Origin of the sequence: Providencia sp. 21OH12SH02B-Prov (genome assembly GCF_027362595.1) — a bacterium.
Lineage (GTDB): Bacteria > Pseudomonadota > Gammaproteobacteria > Enterobacterales > Enterobacteriaceae > Providencia > Providencia zhejiangensis.
Genome location: NZ_CP114796.1, coordinates 2,798,384 through 2,817,722 on the forward strand (window position 1 = coordinate 2,798,384; position 19,339 = coordinate 2,817,722).

Here is a 19,339-nt window from a genome sequence, read left to right on the forward strand (position 1 = left end):
ATTATGACTCGCTAGCTAAAGTCGGTATATCATTGAAGAATCATTTATTTTTATTATCGTCGCATCCCATCATCATCGCGTTTACGAGCCAATAAAAGAGAAGCTATCATTTAAGGTATATCATTGGTTAAACCAACCTCGCCCTTTCGCTGGGCAACTAGATCTATCCAATAGTAATAGATGACTCATCCAAGCATCTTATTCTATAACTTCACAACAACCAGCAGCCACAAAACATAATAATGATCCAATTGGCATCATACCTATTGGTGATATAACTGTTGGTATGTTTCAAGCCATTAGAATTCAACGTGACATCATCGACGTCACAGAAGCGTTTCTATCAAACATCAACATTGCGTTTTTTATGTCTTCTGCCAGTGATAGCTGTGTGATATCGATAGGCAATGATTATGGGGAGGTTATTCTTTTATCCAAAGATAAAAATGCCATGGCGGACAGTGTGTGATGCCTGACTGGATTACCCAATAAGGCATCGTACTCTTTTATTAAATACTCATCGCTTTCATAAACGGATTTAGCTGCCACTGATCATGGATGTCATACGAATTTTACGACGATCATTTAGTTCAAGATTTGACATCACGACCAGCTGTGGCAAGCTTCGACGTAAAAAACGAGAAAGAATCAAACGTAAGCCATGGTTAACTAACAATACCGTCGGGGCTCCCATGGCTTCTTGATGCCTTATCGCCTCTTCTGCCTGATTTTGAATAAATTGTGCTAAATTAGGCTCTAACCCGCCGCCATTTTTTGCCGCCTGTAATAAAATTTGTTCGAGACCGGCATCTAATCCAATCACTTGAATTTCTTCTGCATGACCAAACCACTGTTGGGTTATTGCTCGTCCTAGCGCGATACGCACCTGCGATGTTAAATAGTCAGTATCTTTTTGCTCACCATTTTCACCTGCCATTTCAGCGAGTGTTTCAAGGATCGTCCGCATATCTCTGATCATCACCTCCTCCGCCAATAAATTCTGCAATACACGATGCAGTATTGTCAGAGAAATGGTGTCAGGGATCAGGTCATCAGCCAACTTCGGCATCTCTTTTTTCACTCGGTCATACAACAATTGAGCTTCTTGACGACCAAACAATGTGCTGGAGTTCTGTAGCAGAATTTGATTAAAGTGCGTCGCCACAGCCGTACTCGCGGAGACAACGGTATATCCTTGAATTTGAGCCTGTTCACGTAAATCATCATCAATCCACACAGCTGGCAGACCAAAGGCGGGTTCTTTAGTCGCATCACCAGGTAAGGTGCCTGCTGCATTACCGGGGTCAATGGCTAAACTACGCCCTGGTTGAGCTTCACCGCGCCCAACCTCCGCACCTTTGATAAGGATGCGATATTCACAAGGGGAAAGCTCTAAGTTGTCGCAAATATGAACAACTGGAGGCAAATACCCCACCTCTTGAGCAAATTTTTTGCGTAGCCCACGAATACGTCCAAGCAATTCGCCTTGTTGGTCGTTATCCACTAAAGGGATCAACCGATAGCCAACTTCCATTGCCAACAAATCTTCTAATTGAACATCGTCCCACGTCGCTTCAACGACTTTATTTGCCTCTTGAAACTGTTTGAGTTGACCATCCTCAGTTTGGTTTTCAGGCTGTTTTGATTTACGTACTAAATACCAACCCAATCCAGCTAACGCCACCGTAAACAGTAAAAAAACAAAGTTTGGCATGCCTGGGATTAAGCCAATTAACCCTAATACCCCTGCACTGAGCCACATAACTCGTGGGTTATTAAATAATTGGGTGACCATCTGCTCACCCACATCCTCATCGGTCGCCACACGAGTCACAATCACCCCCGCGGCAGTGGAGATAATCAGAGCAGGGATCTGAGCCACTAAGCCATCACCGATAGTCAGCAACGTATAAGCACTGGTTGCATCACCTAGCGTCATATTATGTTGCCCAACACCTATTATCAGTCCACCAACGACGTTGATCACCATGATCATGATCCCCGCGATTGCATCTCCACGCACAAATTTACTCGCACCATCCATCGAACCATAAAAATCAGCTTCTTGAGTGACTTCTGCTCGACGTTTTTTGGCTTCATCATCATTAATAATTCCCGCATTCAAATCCGCATCAATGGCCATTTGTTTGCCAGGCATACCATCGAGTACAAAACGTGCGCCGACTTCAGCGATTCGTCCAGCCCCCTTAGTAATCACCATGAAGTTAATCAACACTAAAATGATAAAAACGACAATCCCGATCGCAAAGTTGCCGCCGACCAAGAAGTGACCGAAGGCTTCAACAACACGCCCTGCCGCATCAGGACCGGTGTGACCATCCAGCAAAATGATACGTGTTGAGGCGATATTCAGTGATAAACGTAATAATGTCGCGAACAGTAAGATGGTTGGGAAAGCAGCAAAATCAAGTGTACGCTTGGTGAACATTGCCACTAATAGCACCATAATGGATAGCGCGATATTAAAGGTAAATAGCAAATCCAAAATAAAGGCCGGTAGCGGCAGTACCATCATTGATAAGATAAGTAAGATAAGCACTGGGCCAGCAAGAATTTGCCACTGTGTACCCTGTAAATTTTTAGGCAATTTTAATAATGCAGCCAAATTAGCCATCGCGATTGTTTTCTCCAGCAAAATCCAGCGCCGGTGGCACTGGTAAATTTTTCGGTTTTCTTGGTTTTAATCCACCCTCACGCCGCCAGCGACGCAGTTGGTAAACCCATGCTAAGACTTCTGCCACCGCAGCATACAGTGCGACAGGAATGCTTTGCCCTATTTCAGCATGGCGATAGAGAGCCCGTGCTAATGGGGGAGCCTCTAGCTGTAAAATTCGATGCTCTTGGCCGATTTCTTTGATGCGTTGCGCTAACACGCCAGCGCCTTTTGCCAATACTTTCGGCGCCCCCATATGTTTGTCATCGTATTTTAATGCGACTGCATAGTGAGTCGGGTTGGTGACAATCACATCGGCTTGAGGCACATCCGCCATCATGCGATTACGCGCTATTGCTCGCTGCTGCTGACGAATTTTTGCTTTAATTTGAGGGTCACCCTCTTGCTGTTTAAACTCGTCTTTGATTTCTTGACGGCTCATTCGTAATTTTTTCAAATGAGAGCGAAACTGATAAAACACATCAAATGCCACCATCGGGATCAGCAAAAATACAATTAAATAGCCGGCAAAAATCACCTTGTACATCGCGTTTTCTAACGCACTTACTGGTGATTCGGTTACCAGATGCAACAATGATGGCCAGTTTTGCCATAAAAAAATGGCCGCCCCTAATCCAACAAACATCGACTTTAGGACTGCTTTAAACAGTTCAGAGAGTGCGTTCATCGAAAAAATTCGTTTTAATCCACTGATTGGATTAAGCTTTTTCAAATCAAATTTAATTAATTTACTATTAAATAATAAGCCACCAACAAGTGAAGATGCCGAAATACCAACTAACGCCAACCCGCCAATGACAGGTAAGAGTGCAAATAATGCTTCCCCTACCATTTGTCCAAAGTAACTCACCATCAACAAGGTGTTTTGTATATAGTGCCCATCAAAAATAAAGCCTTGACGAAAAATTTGCCGCAACTCGTCGGCAAGGTGCCCACCACTTAGCCATAATAGGCTGATACCCGCCAACATCATCATTAGCGAACTTAGCTCTTTTGAACGAACTATCTGCCCATCATCTTTTGCTTTCTGTTTTTTATGGGGCGTGGGTTCTTCTGTTTTTTCTACATCACTGTCGTCGGACACGCCATTTCCTTGCTGGTCAGCAGATTGGAAGTTTGGGCTATAGCATGACAGAGTGTAAAAAAATCAATGCAAGAAAATAGACGACGTTCACTAGGGTTATTTACCCATTGAGTAATATTTCAGCTATTTTGCGAAACGTTACGCAAAAAATAACGGCATCGTGCATTAAAAAGATGTCGAAATTACATGACAAAAATAAAGACGAAAATCCTGAGTATGCTGATTAAGCGTAGGCATGATCAGTACTGCAAAATAAATACACCGAATCCTATTTTGTTCGGTCATGTCAGAAGGTAAGCTAATCAGCTACTTTCTTGTTTAAAGGTCACCACGATATGGATAGTTGCCATCTTGTCGCCCCAGAGGTTTTAGCTGAAGATGCCAAAAAAGAAGCGGAACGCATGCTAAATTGGTTAAAACAACAAGGTATTATTGACCCTGATTATCAGCAGCTAGAAGATGATGAAGTGTTGTATCGCCCGACGCCAGCGTATAAACAACCCATCTTATATGTGATTGATGATAAAATCGTACCGACACAACTTCCCGAAAACATACTGAAAAACTATTTAACCATTACCACTGAGCGTACGGTTTTCCATGCCGGAGGAAATGGTCTGGGTATCTACTGCCCAACGTGTAAAAATGAGCAAAGCGAGCAAAGTGAACGTTGGAGCGATGCGGTGACGGCTTGGTACGAAGGTCATCCTCATGATTTAGAATGTGTCAATTGTGATTATCACGCCCCTATTTCAAACTGGCATTATGACCCACCATGGGCATTTGGTGATTTAGGGTTCAGTTTTCATAGTTGGGATATGAGTGATGATTTCATTCAGCAATTTACTGAAGCATTTGGTGGCAAAATTGTTGAAGTCTATCAACATGACTAAGTAATAGGTCGATAGTGTGCTCTGTTTCATGACTTGAGCGACATATTCTCTACATGATGAAATCCCCCTGCATCATAGTTGAAGGGGGATCTACCGCCAGTTAGAAACCTAACTCATCTAACAAATCATCGACTTGCGATTGTGATGCCATCACATTCGCACCGTCTTTATTAATCTGTGGGCCATTTAATAAGCTGTCATTCTGCTGTTTAACTCGCATTTCTGGTGGCGTATTTTCCATTAACAATGCGAGTAGCTGTTTCTCTGCTTCTTCGACCACTTCCATCATTTTTTTAATGACTTGCCCTGTCAGATCTTGAAAGTCTTGTGCCATCATGATTTCAAGTAATTCTGCTTTAGTCGTATTACTATCAGTAATCACTCGGCCGAGAAAATCATTCGTAGATTGCTGTAATTCAGCACTAATTTGGTTATTAGTCACACCATTCCATTGCTGCTGCAATGCTAGCGCTTGGTCATGCATCTGGGCTTGCAGTGGTTTGATTACATCAATACCATTTAATGTTTTTTCAGCTGCTTGAGCCGTCATTTGCGCAATATAGCGCAGACGGTCTTTGCCATCAGGAATGCTAGCAACAGCCTGCTGAACACTTTTTTCTAAGCCAAGTTCCCGCATGCTTTCGCGCAAAGTTCTCATCAAGGTACCAATCCGAGTAATGACCTGTTTTAAATCATCATTACCAGTGGGACTGCTCGCCGTTACTATTTGTTCTGTCATCACACTCTCCTTCAGCAGGTGCGTTTATTGCAATCCCATCTTTTCAAATACTTTGTTCAATTTTTCTTCTAATATCGCCGCGGTAAATGGCTTCACAACATAGCCACTCGCACCCGCTTGGGCTGCTGCGATGATATTTTCTTTCTTCGCTTCAGCAGTCACCATCAAAACAGGAATATGTTTCAACGCTTCATCGCCACGAATAGTTTTCAATAACTCTAAGCCATCCATGTTAGGCATATTCCAATCCGCAACCACAAAATCAATATGTCCGGCACGGATTTTTTCTAAGGCATCAATGCCATCTTCCGCTTCTTCAATTTTATTAAAGCCAAGTTCTTTTAATAAGTTACGAACAATACGTCGCATCGTGGAAAAATCATCTACTACCAAAAAACTCAGATCTTTAGCGGCCATAACCACTCCTTCAAAAATACAATTGTAAATTCTGCAACCGTTATGCGGACACAGATGAAAGTCGAGCCAAAACACTCGGCGCAATTTTGGCAATATCTTGAATTTCGTCGACAGCATTGAGTTCGATAGCTGCTCGCGGCATGCCAAATACCACGCAACTGCTTTCGTTTTGTGCGTAGGTGACCGCGCCTTGTTGACGCAAGTTCAGCATGCCTTTTGCCCCATCCATGCCCATTCCGGTTAATAAAATACCCACACACTTACGACCAACACATTTCGCCACGGAGTCAAATAACACATCCACAGAAGGGCGATGACGGTTTACAGGTTCAGTTTGCTGTAAACGGATGTGATAACCACGGCCGTTATCGACTACCAACATATGTGAATCACCGGGGGCAATATAAGCATGGCCTTTCTGTAGTGGTTCATTGTGTTCGGCCTCTTTCACGGTCAACGAACACAATTTATTTAACCTTTCAGCAAATGAACGCGTAAAACCGGCAGGCATATGCTGTGTAATCACCACCGGAGGACATTCACGAGGGAGCATTTCTAAAAATTGGCGAATAGCTTCTGTCCCGCCAGTTGATGCCCCTACAGCAATCACTCTGCTATGACAAACATAGGGTGACAGTGGCTTAACCATTTTTGTTGGCTCAGCAACCCCCTTTTCTGGACGCGCAAAACGATTTCGCTGAGTAATTTTTGACATGGCCGCGGCACGGATTTTTTCGCCGATCACATCACGGTAGCTCATCATGGTTTCACGGATACCAATTTGTGGCTTAGTGACAAAATCAACCGCACCAAGCTCTAATGCTTTCAGTGTGACTTCAGAGCCTTTGGATGTGAGCGTAGAAACCATAACAACAGGTAATGGGTGTAACCTCATCAATTTCTCTAAAAAATCAATGCCGTCCATCCGCGGCATCTCAACATCAAGCGTTAAGACATCAGGTTGATGTTGTTTGATTAAATCACGCGCCACATAGGGATCCGGTGCCGTATCAACAACCATCATGTCGGAGTGACTATTAATGATTTCACGCATGATTTGACGCATTAATGCTGAGTCATCAACACAAAGCACTTTAATTTTGTTCATCACCCCCTCCTCGCCGATTGTAAGCTGTAGACTGTTTGTCCTTTAATTACAAATCGTTGTGATAATTGTGATAAATTTTCTGAATGGCCGATAAATAACAAACCGTCTGGTTTGAGTAATGGCGCAAACCGCTCTAATAGTTTGATTTGCATCTCTTTATCGAAGTAGATCATGACGTTACGACAAAAAATTGCATCAAAGCGATGTTGCAGCTGCCAATCGTTATCGCTAAGATTTAAATACCGAAATTCAATCATCTGCCTTAATGTCTGTTTAACACGTGCGTAGCCTTCAAAATCTCCCACCCCTTTCATGAAATAGCGTTGCCGCTGTAATGCACTGAGTGATTTGAGTTCTTCAATGCGATACACACCTTGTTTCGCCTTATCTAATACCTCTGTATCAATATCACTTGCGATGATTTTGGCATTAGAGGCTTGAGCACCCAGCACATCGCTTAGTGTCATCGCAATAGAATAAGGTTCTTCCCCTGTTGAAGAAGCCGCACACCAAATATTGATGTTGCTATTTTTACGAGAACGAACAAAATCGGCCAAAGTGACAAAATGATGAGGTTCACGGAAAAAAGCGGTTAAGTTTGTCGTCAATGCATTCACAAATGCTTGCCATTCAGGATGTAACGGCTCTCGCTCTAACATATGGAGATATTCAGCGAAATTACTGACATTACAGTCTCGTAACCTTTTTAATAACCGGTTATACACCATGTTTTTTTTATTCATGGTAAGAACGATGCCTGATTTTTTATGAATAAATCGGCAAACCCGACCGAACTCTTCATCGGTCAATGGTTCTATCTGTGGCGCAAAAAGCATCGTACTTTGTCCTATTTAATAAAAACCCAGAAGCAGCCGATAAACGGCTGCTTAATACCTAGCAATGAATTAACGAATGTGTGCGACTTTATTTTCCGATACTTCAAAGAATGCAACGGTATCAACTAAGTTATTGGCTTGGTCTTCCAAGGCCGCTGTTGCACTGGTCGATTGCTCAACCAATGCGGCGTTTTGTTGTGTCACTAAATCCATTTGGCTCACTGCTGTTGCAACCTGTTCAATACCTCGGCTCTGTTCATTAGAAGCAGACGCGATATTCCCCATCAATTCAGTGACCTGATTCACTGCCGCCACCAACTCATTCATGGTTTGTCCCGCTTCGTTAACTAATTGAGATCCTTGGTTGACTCGTCCGACGGATTCATCAATCAATGTTTTAATCTCTTTCGCCGCTTCAGCACTACGCTGAGCCAATGCACGAACTTCACCTGCAACAACCGAAAACCCACGTCCCTGTTCGCCAGCTCTAGCGGCTTCTACTGCGGCATTTAAAGCGAGAATATTGGTTTGGAAGGCAATGCCATCAATCACACTAATAATGGCACTGATTTTTTGTGAGCTGTGTGAAATTTCTGTCATTGTTTCAATAACATCGACAGTAATATCACCGCCTTTAGTTGCCGTTTTTGATGCTGAGATCGCGAGTTCACTTGCTTGACGTGCGTTGTCCGCATTTTGTTTTACTGTCGCAGTTAATTCTTCCATGCTCGCTGCTGTCTCTTCTAATGATGCAGCTTGTTGCTCCGTGCGAGAGGATAAATTGTTATTGCCCAACGCAATCTCACGAATACCGGTATACATTTGGTCAGTGTTGATGCGTAAATTAATAACTGAAGTCGCAAGTGACTCTTGCATCAGTTTAAGTTGTTCAAATACTTCACCAATTTCATCTCGGGTTGTGACGCGAATATCTTGATTCAGTTTGCCTTGCGCGAGTTTCATAAAGTGTTCACTCATGCTCATGAGTGGATAAATGACTTTACGTTTCATCCAAAAATGCGCTAAACCAGAAACGGCTAAAATAATGAAGGTCACAGCAAAGAACATAAACCAGGCCACTTGATTATAGAAATTCGCAGAATCTAGTGAGTTTTTGCTGTCGTTGTTCAGTAACTCAAGGTATTGGTTGATAATTTCAGCCATCTGATCTTGATGCTGCTGTGCAGGCAATGCGACATAGCCAGGAATGTCATTACTCTCAATCAACGCTCTTAATTCTTTTAAAATTGCCACAAAAGCTTGGTAACTCTCTTCGATTGCCGCGAGATTTTCATGCTCATTCAATAGCGGCTGAGCTTTAAATTTTTCATAGTCGTCAGCCGCTTTTTGTAGAAATTGATCAAAAACACCTTTCGCCTGCTCAATGCTCTTCGTGTCAGAATCCACTTTCATGTGCACCACGATTTGGGTCAGAGTACTACGGGCTTGCATAAGATCTTCATAGGTGGTTTCGAGTAAATCACGTTTTTTCGAACCGAGATCGATACGTTCTAAAGAAGAGAGTTCGCTAGACACTATTCCCAATGAAAGGGCGCTAGATACTATCTGCATCCCACAAAACATAATAAGCAGTAGATATAAACTGACTGAAATCCTTATACTCTTACCAAACATATTTTATCCCCACATACGCCAGCTAAGATTTCTATGTAACAATCACTATTTCAGTGATGTACAGAAACGCTGCCAAGCGTAAAACTTGGCAGCGCTAAGCTGAGCTGAGTCTTTAGAAAGTTTCCCAATTGTCATCATCTTGATGATTCTTCGATGCTATTTTTTTCAAATCTGGCGTCTTCACGACATTTGAAATTGTTCTTGCCGCAGGCTCTGTCACTTGGCGCTCTGTTTGCTTCATGGCAGGCAAACGGAAAATCGATATCAGTTGAGCAAGCTTAGCGACTTGTTCTTCCAAAACATTTGCCGCAACCGCAGATTGTTCAACGAGTGAAGCATTTTGCTGAGTCACCTTATCCATTTCAGCAACGGCAATACTGACCTGTGAAATTCCCTTGCTCTGCTCATCTGATGCCAATGCAATATGGGACATAATGTCAGTGACACGAGTAACGGACTCAACAATTTTTGTCATTGTTTCACCCGCATCACCAGCTTGACGCGCGCCTGTATCGGTTCTTGATACAGAGTCTTCAATCAATGCTTTGATCTCTTTTGCGGCATTTGCACTGCGCTGCGCGAGGTTACGAACCTCATCGGCCACCACCGCAAATCCACGCCCATGTTCACCAGCACGTGCCGCTTCAACCGCCGCATTCAATGCTAATATATTGGTTTGGAAGGCAATGCTATCGATAACAGCAGTGATATCTGAGATCTTTTGAGAACTTTCAGCGATATTCAGCATGGTATTTACCACATTGGACACCACTTTCCCGCCTTCTTTAGCAATCGCTGAAGCTTGACTTGCATACTCGCTAGCTTGATGCGCGTACTCCGTATTTTGTTTTACTGTCGCGGTCAGCTCACTCATACTCGCGGCAGTTTCTTCTAAACACGCAACTTGTTGCTGAGTACGAGAAGAAAGATCATTGTTACCCGCGGCTATCTCACTGGTTCCTTGATAAATAGTCTCACTACCATCACGAACCCCACGAACCGTATTAATCAGTTCTTGTTGCATATGTTCGACACCCCGAGCCAATTCACCAATTTCATTGGTCGCCTTGGTATCAACGGTTGGTGTTAAATCACCCGCAGCAAAAATTTTGATTCGTTGAATTAAATGCCCTAAAGGTTCAATAATTCCCTTACGTACATAGCGGTAACTCAAGAAGCCAATAAGTGCTAATACAACCGATAAAAAGATAATTAAATATAAGGATTCGCGATAATTAGCATCGGCACGTTTAACTTCACTTTGGAAATCGGCTGAAATGTCAGCAAAATAAGCATTAAATTGTTCTTCAAATTTAATTTGATGTTCTGACGTACGATGTGCATAGAATTGCTCTAATTGACCTTTTTGAGCGTATTCCCCTAATTTAATTAACGCATTACGGTAAGTTTCATAAGTTGAAAAGAGCTTTTCAAATTTAGCCTTATCATAATTTGTTTCTGACATCAGCTTGTTATAACGCTGATAGGCAGCATCCGCGGCTTTAAAATTACGATTTGCTGCCTTAATCAAGTCGTCAGCGGAAGCATCATCCTGATAGGCGCGCCCTTCCAATAAATAAGCATTGACTGAGCGATTAAGATTAGCGCGAGCTTGTAAAAGATTAACCCAACTTTCGGTTAATACTTGTCTTTGGCGTTGGAGCGAATTCAAATAATTAATACTGTCACTGTTATCGCCCAGTTTATTAAACATCAAACTGCTGGATATTAACTGCAACAGAATAAAGACAACAATGACGGACAAAAGTCCTGATACGATTTTAATTCGGCTGTACATGACGTTTTACTAACATAATGTTGTTGTATTTTTGGTATCGGTCGTAAGGCTAAAAACTTTAGCCGTTGAAACGAGAATATTTATGGCTGAGGGTTACTCAGCCATGCTGTCAATCAGCGCCATTTCGTCACTGGTTAACAGTTTTTCAATATCCACAAGAATCAACATACGCTCTCCCACAGTACCAAGCCCTGTCAGATATTTCGTTGATAATGTGACGGCAAAATCTGGCGGAGCAGCAATTTGCTCTTCATTCAGCACTAATACGTCGGATACGCCATCAACAACAATGCCAACAACCCTGTCTTTTAAATTCACAACAATCACCACCGTGTTGTCGTTATAGGTGACGTTTTGATGGGAAAATTTAATGCGTAAATCAATAATAGGGATAATCACTCCCCTTAAATTGGTAACCCCTTTAATGAAATCAGGTGTATTAGCAATACGAGTAACTTGCTCATATCCTCTAATTTCTTGTACTTTTAATATTTCGATGCCGTATTCTTCTTCGCCTAACGTAAAAATGAGATAACCTTCCCCATTTTTTTCTTCATCAAGCTTATTTAAATCATCATCCAACATTGACATAGTGTTTAGCCTCTATCTCTATTTAGTGCAGAACGGGTTGTGCAATTTGCTGCTTCTTTTTCAGCAAAATGCTGTTATTCATCTGTTGTAGCTCAGCCACATCTAAAATCAGTGCGACAGAGCCATCCCCCATAATGGTAGCGGCAGAAATTCCCGGAATTTTGCGGTAATTACTTTCAATATTTTTTACAACGACTTGCTGCTGCCCCACCAACTTATCAACCAATAATGCAAAACGATGCCCGGCATGTTGAATGATCAGCACGATACTATTGGCCAAGTCGCGCTCAGCGCCAGTGATACTAAACACTTGATGTAATTCAACTAAGGGAAGGTATTCGCCGCGGACCAATAACATTTTTTCTTCGCCCGCAAGGCGATAAATATCTTCTTGGCGTGGTTGTAACGTACTGATAATGGCACTTAGTGGAACGATAAATACATCCTCTGCAACTTTCACTGACATACCATCTAAGATGGCTAAGGTAAGCGGCAGTAAGATACGAATGATGGTGCCTTTTCCTTCGGTGAAACCAATCTGAATGCGTCCACCCATGTCTTGAATATTGCGTTTTACAACATCCATACCGACACCACGCCCAGAAACATCGGTGACAACTTCTGCGGTTGAAAAGCCCGGTGCCATAATCAGCATGGCAATCTCTTCATTGCTCATGCCATCATGAACACTCATGCCTTGAGAGCGAGCCTTTGCAAGAATACGTTCACGATTGAGACCTGCGCCATCATCCCGAACTTCAATACAAATATTGCCACTTTGATGTGATGCCGAGAGTGTTAATGTACCGGTTTCAGGCTTGCCATTAGCAACCCGAACATCAGGCTTTTCAATACCATGGTCAAGGCTGTTACGAACGAGGTGATTAAGGGGATCAACGATACGTTCAATTAAACTTTTATCGAGCTCTGTCGCACTACCTTCGACTTTTAACTCAATTTTTTTATTGAGCTTAGTGGCAATATCACGCACCATTCGAGGAAAACGGCTAAAAACGTAATCCATCGGCATCATACGAATCGACATAACGGACTCTTGCAATGCACGAGAGTTACGTTCCAATTGCACTATCGAACTCAGTAAATCACCATATTCATTGTGGTCGAGCTGCTGACTGTGTTGAGTCAGCATGGACTGAATAATCACTAACTCACCCACTAAATTAATAAGCTGATCAACCTTTTCCACGGCGACACGAATACTACTAGAATCGGCTTTTGTTTTTGAAGAGACAGCTTTGCGAGAGTCTGCATTTGCTTTAGGCTTGACTGCCGCGGTTGAAGGCGCTTCCTTGTTAAGGTCCTGTTCAACCTCTTTTGCAGAATCAACCGCTTCTGAAGCAACATTTGCTGAATCAGCCGCTTCTAATTCATTATTACTGTCTGCGAGTAGGTAAGCTAAACAGGTTTGTGCATTGGTTAATTGATGACTGATCTGTGACTCATCAACAACAAAACATAACACGCCGCAAATATCTTCAATTGCTGTATTGGTTCCAACCCAAACCGTTAAACTATCTGCTGTTTTTTGTGTGTTATACAGGGTGCCAAATAGCGCTAACTCCTCCGCTAATAGCTCTACCTCATTCTTTTTCAATTGATTAAGCGTGATGATAAAATAATGCTCGTATTCACTTTTTATCGTGTCTTCAGCAACTTGAACAGAGGTTGATTGGTTCAAGGGTAATGCGATGCTGGTTTCTTCAACAACCACTTCTTCGGCTTTCTGCTCTACACGTCCAAGTACTTCACAAATATGCTTAAATGATTCTTCATCCGGTAATGAATCATTTTTATAAGCTTCAAGTTGTGCGGCCATCACATCCTTTGCATCAAGAAAAATATCAATGATATCAGGTGTTAATGTCAGTTCATCATGACGTGCCTTATCGAGCAGGTTTTCTAATGTATGCGTGGTGTTTTGCAACTGTGTGAAACCAAAGGTCGCAGCTCCACCTTTTATTGAATGAGCACTACGGAAGATTGCATTTAACTGTTCGCTATCTGGGTCGACAGGATCGAGCTCAAGCAAATGTTGTTCCATATCCCTAAGTAACTCATCAGCTTCATCGAAAAACGTTTGATAAAACTCAGTAATATCCATGGTTCTTATCCAATTTAGCTTAGGTTTCACTTCATGTTGTAGGCCGATAAATGGCGATACAACTCAATCAGTTTGAAGGTGTTGGTGTTGATATTGATGATGAATGAGCGTCCTCATTGGTTGCATTTTCTGCATTTCCAATTGAGGAAGGCTCAGGCCTTGATGAAGATTTATGTAACACTTCACTCAAGGTTGTTGCGCCATCGTATTCATGTAAGATTTGCTCCGTTTCACTTTCATTTAATACAATGATGCTAATACGGCGATTGATCGGCGCTAATCCGTTGCTTTTATCGAGATGAATACTGGAAGCCATACCAACAACCCGTAAAATCTTATCTTGGGTGAGTCCGCCAGCGATCAGTTCACGGCGTGAGGCATTTGCCCTATCCGCGGAAAGTTCCCAATTGTTATAGTTTGCGCCATTGGCATACGGCAGATCATCCGTATGGCCTGAGATGCTGATCTTATTAGGAACGTCATTAAGTAACGGAGCAAGCGCGCGCAAAATATCACGCATATAAGACTCGACATGTGCCGAACCGACCATAAACATAGGGCGATTTGCGCTATCAACAATTTGAATACGCAACCCTTCATCAATCATATCGATCAACAAGTGAGGCTTGAGTTCATTTAATCGAGGGTCTTTGAGGATGGCTTGCTCAAGCGAACGCTTTAGTTTTTCAAACTGAAAATTAGCATGACCTTGAATCTCATTATTCGGTTCAGGCAAAACATCTCCATCACGAAATATGATGTCCTTGCCCCCTCCTGGTATTGGATTTGTCGCATCACCACTTTTCGCACCCGGATTAATCGCTGTTTTTAATGGGGTACGAAAATATTCCGCTATCTGAGTTAGCTCTTGTGGACTTGATATAGAAATCAGCCACATAACTAAAAAAAATGCCATCATCGCCGTCATAAAATCCGCATAGGCGATTTTCCAAGAGCCACCATGTCCACCTTGATGGCTTGAAACACGCTTTTTAACACGAATAATATGGGCGTTATTTGCTCTCATCGGCTGCTCACTCCTCGTTCTGAACTTGTGAACGATTACCCACTTTCACTTCACGAACCCTCTCTTCTAACTCAATAAAAGAAGGACGATCCGTGCTGTATAAAACCTTACGTCCAAATTCGACAGCGATTTGTGGTGCATACCCTTGCAATGCAGATAGGAATGTCACTTTGATGCATTCCATCATTTTGAGTTGCTCACTCGTACGTAAACGAATAAGTGCGGCAAGCGGTAAAATAAATCCATAAGCCACTAAAATACCTAAAAAAGTACCAACCATGGCATGCGCAATTAATGCCCCCAGTTCGCCAGCGGGTCGATCCGCTGAACCTAATGCATTCACCACACCTAATACTGCCGCAACGATACCGAATGCTGGCATCGAATCACCGACCATATTCAGTCCAGAAGCGGGGACTTCACTTTCTTGGCGAAAAGTTTCTAACTCTTCATCCATCAGAGCTTCTATTTCATGACTTTGAAGATTACTCGTCACCATTAGACGCAAATAATCCACCACGAACATCAGCGTAGTTTGATCTTTTAAAACGCGGGGATACTGAGAGAAAATTTCGCTTTCTTGAGGATTTTCAATATCTTTTTCAAGTGCGAGCAAGCCTTCTTGACGTGACTTATTTAATAACTGAAACAACAATGCCATCAAATCCATCGACATTGCTTTGTTGTAGGAAGAACGGCGAAATAAGCGTGGTAACACTTTGCATAAGGCGATAATCGATTTACCACTGTTACCAACAACGAATGCACCGAAGCCAGCACCTAAAATAATAACGAATTCCGCAGGTTGATAAAGCGCCCCTAAATGCCCACCGAGCATCAAATAGCCGCCGATAACTGTACCTGTAACAATGATATATCCGATGAGTATTAACACAATATTCCCTTCAACTCAGTTATGTAACAGATGGCAGTTAAAGGGAATATAAGGAAAGTCAGGTAATCTTAAGACCTGTTGACCAAATCAATCCAATCACATTACCGCTTTAGTAATGCCATCCTGTCGATATACCGTTATATCGGCGAGATGTTCGGAAAGTTTACGTTTTTTTATTGCCCTTGATGGCGGTTGGCATAAACTGCAAGTAAAACTATTTTCGGGTATATGTGCATAAGTAATAAAAGAGCCATGGCAACAGCTACATACAGAGCTTTGCAACATGCCGCTTTCAACAAAACGAACAAGTGTCCACGCGCGTGTTAAAGCTAATAATGGTTCTTCTGATTGTGGTGCGCATTGTTCCAAGTACAAACGATAAGCCTTTACAATGGCATCCACACCTTTGCAACGCCCTGTATTGATTAAAAACTGATAGGCGTTATAAAACATGGATGAATGGATATTCTGTTCCCATGTCATAAACCAATCTGTTGAGAACGGTAACATTCCCTTTGGTGGTGGGCACCCTCTTAACTCTTTATATAAACGAATTAACCTCCCGCGGCTAATTTGAGTCTCACTTTCTAGCATTTGGAGACGAGCACCTAAAGAAATCAGTTCCATCGCAAGGCGAATATCGCTAGCTTCTTTAACAATACTTTTTTCAGTAATGCTACTCATCATTTTCTCGCTGTTTCATTGTCATTTGCCTTGTGCGTTTGCAACAAGTGAGTTGAAAGTAATATACCTGTATGAATTTGTTGTAATTCATCTACCCTTGAGTCACGAGTTAATTTCTCTATTGTGCCACTGTTTTCAAATCTAAATTGACAGATAAGCTGGTTTGTCTCTGCTAATTTGACCAATTGAGGGAGAGAAAGATCTGCTAATGTATTCGCCATTGATTCAGAAATACCAAGCCGGAACATAGCAGAGGCCTTTTCCTGGGAGATAAGTTTTTGAGCAAGCAGTAGATATGAAAGATTAATATCGTATATATGCTTCAGAAAATCAGTTGTTGAGGTCATTTTTTTTCCTTTTAAATATTACCTACATCTACGTTCAAATAGGACAAACATGAAGTTTAAATGTGTTTCTATAACCTAATTTTTAATAATTAGAAAAATATACTAGGTGACAGTCTCCATTGCCTTTTCATGTGATTCATTAAGCGAATACCTAGTAAGGGGTATAAAATACTCAAAAATTAAAACTTAAATTAAATCTATTTCCTGAATACCTACAGACAATAATGGCAAAGCTAAAATTTGAATAAATGTCGGAATTTACCGATATCAATTTCAGTCGGTATTTATTATGCACCACTGGATTAACTATTCAAGATGCTTATGTTTCTTTTTATTCCTTTAGGGTAACAATCCATCGATTCATAAAGATTTCTTCATTATATCTTTATCTTACTCTTCCATATCTCAAATAACCGCGACACATAAGATCAACTTAAACCAAATGATAGGATTTTAGTTGATTTTTTCACTCCTATTTATTGAATAAACAACGCAAATAACCAATCACAACATACAAAACAGGATATTGATCCATATCAAACAAAGTTATTAAGAAAGTCCAGACCAACTTCGTGGTAGGTCAAAATAACAGCTACAACAAATTTCACTTTATCTATTAAATTTCAATTAGTTCGATAAACCCAATATTATTCATTCAAAATTTCTCAACATAGAGTGGCTATTTTAAATACAGAATATTAAATGATGCATTATTAATTCCACTTAATATTTGATAAGTAAAATTTATGGATGAGATGCTATTGATTATTATTCACCCTTACTTTTTAGGGTGATTTTTACTCATAAAAGAGTAGGTCATTTTTCATATAAAACTGAATTTCTATATATGTAAATTCAGCTGACTAATATTTATTTTGGTTAAGTTAATTATTTAAAGTATTACACTTTTATTCATTACATAATAAATTCCCTTTTTACGAGTAAATTATTCTAGGCTGTTTTTTTTAATGAAATGATCAACCTACATTTCCAAAGCTACTGTCATTAAAGCTAAAAAGACAAATTATTCGCATGTTAAAAATACATTTTTTATTAATTTTTTGTTTCAATTGTTATTTCACTGTTTGTGAAAAACCATAAGTTTTCAAGGATTATCCGATTAACGCTTTTTTTTAATAGAGATAAAATTTGCTTTCATAGTGGACACCAAATAGTAACTAAAAGAGATTATCAATACATGTTACTATATATTTTTATTTTAACAATCCACTCATTTCCTCAAAGGCAACATAAGTAAAATTTCTTAGTCACCATTCGACCTAACCATCAACTCTCTCTTTTCATTTCAAATTTTCATTTGAAGCGTAAATTTTGATTTTAAGACTAAATTGCTAGCTTTTTAGACATAAAAAGTGATGATGAAAATGTGAATGACATCACAATCCATTTTGGAGTTTCTGAAAATTTTCTAATTAATTCGCTCATTTTGATGAAAACTCGTGACGCAAATTCACCTTGTCATGCCCCAAAGCATTAACAAAATATTCTGCTGCTGAGTTACGCTAACTGCCATGGAAAGCTATCTACTTTACGAAACGCTTGCTATTTAATCGATTAAAAATACAAAAAAACCAAATAAAAACATAGACAAACATAAACAAGAAAAGCCCCTAATAATCAGCTTTATTTGCAAACCAAAACTCAAACAACTGATTTAGTTTTCATTTTTTACTGCTTAAAATCACGACGCCGCTCAAGCAGTGTTCGTTTTTTAAACAATAAAAATGTAAACATTATTAATACGTTATCTAGAGCCTCAGGATGATCAAAGATTAAAATACAAAAAATAATGGATAATAATATTGCCTTTACTCCAATTATGATTAAACAATTAACACATCTGAGTTGTTAAAACAGAAAAGCCCATGATTAATATATATCTATGCCAGAGACGGCTATGCGAGGTTTTCTATGCTATTGACAGTGAAGAAAACACAATTTCTTATTGGGTTAGCTTTTGTATCATCGCCATTTTATGGTGCTAACTTAGCAACAACGTCCTTTCAAGTACTCATGACAGTCACCAGTACTTGTCAGATCAGTGTTGGCTCAAATATCAACTTAGGATCAGTCACTTCAAATACCACCAATTTATCTTCAAGTAATATACTCAGTGTCACTTGCTCAAAAAACACACCATTTAATATTGGACTCGCTCCCTCTCTTGCAAATAAAGGTACTGACGAAGGTAGTGGCTATTTAGCACCACTCACCAATCCAACAGGCAATACAGATAGGATCCCCTATCAATTAAAGCAAACCTCTGCAACTGGCACTAATTGGGGAAATACAACAACATTATTTGATGAAGGGAATGGGGTGTCTGGAACAGGTAATGGAGAAACGCAAACTTTCACCGTTTATGCCGTGGTGACGAATGCCAATTTTACACCGGATACCTATTCTGATGTAGTTACGGTCAACGTTAATTACTAAACGTGACTGTT

16 protein-coding genes are annotated in these 19,339 nt (G+C 40.8%); 2 read left to right on the forward strand and 14 right to left on the reverse strand.

All coding sequences use genetic code 11. The features are described from left to right. Positions 1–538 precede the first annotated feature (538 nt). Both flhA and flhB read right to left on the reverse strand, forming a co-directional pair. Complete coding sequence (gene flhA, locus O7C57_RS13235; protein WP_154622987.1) at positions 539–2,635, reverse strand: flagellar biosynthesis protein FlhA; 2,097 nt, start codon at positions 2,633–2,635, stop codon at positions 539–541. Then, a complete protein-coding gene (gene flhB / locus O7C57_RS13240; RefSeq protein ID WP_163862351.1) occupies positions 2,628–3,779 on the reverse strand; it encodes a flagellar biosynthesis protein FlhB in 1,152 nt (383 codons plus the stop codon). Before flhB ends, flhA begins: the two co-directional genes overlap by 8 nt. Positions 3,780–4,114: 335 nt before the next feature. On the opposite strand from flhB, the gene O7C57_RS13245 reads away from it, so the two are divergent. After that, positions 4,115–4,672: a hypothetical protein gene (locus O7C57_RS13245; RefSeq protein ID WP_269723222.1), complete on the forward strand. Its 558-nt coding sequence runs from the start codon at positions 4,115–4,117 to the stop codon at positions 4,670–4,672. 100 nt (positions 4,673–4,772) lie between these two features. Here the strand turns inward: O7C57_RS13245 and O7C57_RS13250 are convergent, their stop codons facing one another. The 12 genes from O7C57_RS13250 to flhD form a co-directional block, all read right to left on the reverse strand. Next, positions 4,773–5,411 carry a protein phosphatase CheZ gene (locus tag O7C57_RS13250; RefSeq protein ID WP_154622970.1) on the reverse strand — a complete coding sequence of 213 codons (639 nt, stop codon included), beginning with the start codon at positions 5,409–5,411 and terminating at the stop codon, positions 4,773–4,775. Between the two features lie 24 nt (positions 5,412–5,435). Next, a complete protein-coding gene (cheY, locus tag O7C57_RS13255; RefSeq protein WP_154622969.1) occupies positions 5,436–5,828 on the reverse strand; it encodes a chemotaxis response regulator CheY in 393 nt (130 codons plus the stop codon). 40 nt (positions 5,829–5,868) lie between these two features. Further along, positions 5,869–6,936, reverse strand: a complete 1,068-nt coding sequence (locus O7C57_RS13260; RefSeq protein WP_154622968.1) for a protein-glutamate methylesterase/protein-glutamine glutaminase — start codon at positions 6,934–6,936, stop codon at positions 5,869–5,871. Beyond that, complete coding sequence (locus O7C57_RS13265) at positions 6,936–7,772, reverse strand: CheR family methyltransferase (RefSeq protein WP_154622967.1); 837 nt, start codon at positions 7,770–7,772, stop codon at positions 6,936–6,938. The genes O7C57_RS13260 and O7C57_RS13265 overlap by 1 nt, the downstream gene beginning before the upstream one ends. Before the next feature lie 69 nt (positions 7,773–7,841). Beyond that, on the reverse strand, positions 7,842–9,407 hold the full coding sequence (locus O7C57_RS13270) for a methyl-accepting chemotaxis protein (protein ID WP_154622966.1): 1,566 nt from the start codon (positions 9,405–9,407) through the stop codon (positions 7,842–7,844). Between the two features lie 112 nt (positions 9,408–9,519). Then, complete coding sequence (locus O7C57_RS13275) at positions 9,520–11,205, reverse strand: methyl-accepting chemotaxis protein (protein ID WP_269723223.1); 1,686 nt, start codon at positions 11,203–11,205, stop codon at positions 9,520–9,522. 93 nt (positions 11,206–11,298) lie between these two features. Further along, positions 11,299–11,796 carry a chemotaxis protein CheW gene (cheW, locus tag O7C57_RS13280; RefSeq protein WP_154622964.1) on the reverse strand — a complete coding sequence of 166 codons (498 nt, stop codon included), beginning with the start codon at positions 11,794–11,796 and terminating at the stop codon, positions 11,299–11,301. A gap of 22 nt (positions 11,797–11,818) precedes the next feature. Then, the gene (gene cheA, locus O7C57_RS13285; RefSeq protein WP_269723224.1) at positions 11,819–13,918 is read right to left on the reverse strand and encodes a chemotaxis protein CheA; all 2,100 of its coding nucleotides are present in this window, start codon (positions 13,916–13,918) and stop codon (positions 11,819–11,821) included. Positions 13,919–13,985: 67 nt separating this feature from the next. After that, a complete protein-coding gene (gene motB / locus O7C57_RS13290; RefSeq protein WP_154622962.1) occupies positions 13,986–14,945 on the reverse strand; it encodes a flagellar motor protein MotB in 960 nt (319 codons plus the stop codon). Positions 14,946–14,952: 7 nt separating this feature from the next. Beyond that, complete coding sequence (gene motA / locus O7C57_RS13295; protein WP_163862359.1) at positions 14,953–15,840, reverse strand: flagellar motor stator protein MotA; 888 nt, start codon at positions 15,838–15,840, stop codon at positions 14,953–14,955. A 96-nt stretch (positions 15,841–15,936) separates the two neighbouring features. Next, positions 15,937–16,524, reverse strand: a complete 588-nt coding sequence (gene flhC / locus O7C57_RS13300) for a flagellar transcriptional regulator FlhC (protein WP_154622986.1) — start codon at positions 16,522–16,524, stop codon at positions 15,937–15,939. Next, a complete protein-coding gene (gene flhD / locus O7C57_RS13305) occupies positions 16,524–16,871 on the reverse strand; it encodes a flagellar transcriptional regulator FlhD (RefSeq protein ID WP_154622961.1) in 348 nt (115 codons plus the stop codon). The genes flhC and flhD overlap by 1 nt, the downstream gene beginning before the upstream one ends. A 1,932-nt stretch (positions 16,872–18,803) precedes the next feature. On the opposite strand from flhD, the gene O7C57_RS13310 reads away from it, so the two are divergent. Further along, a complete protein-coding gene (locus O7C57_RS13310) occupies positions 18,804–19,328 on the forward strand; it encodes a Csu type fimbrial protein (protein ID WP_154623039.1) in 525 nt (174 codons plus the stop codon). Positions 19,329–19,339 lie beyond the last annotated feature (11 nt).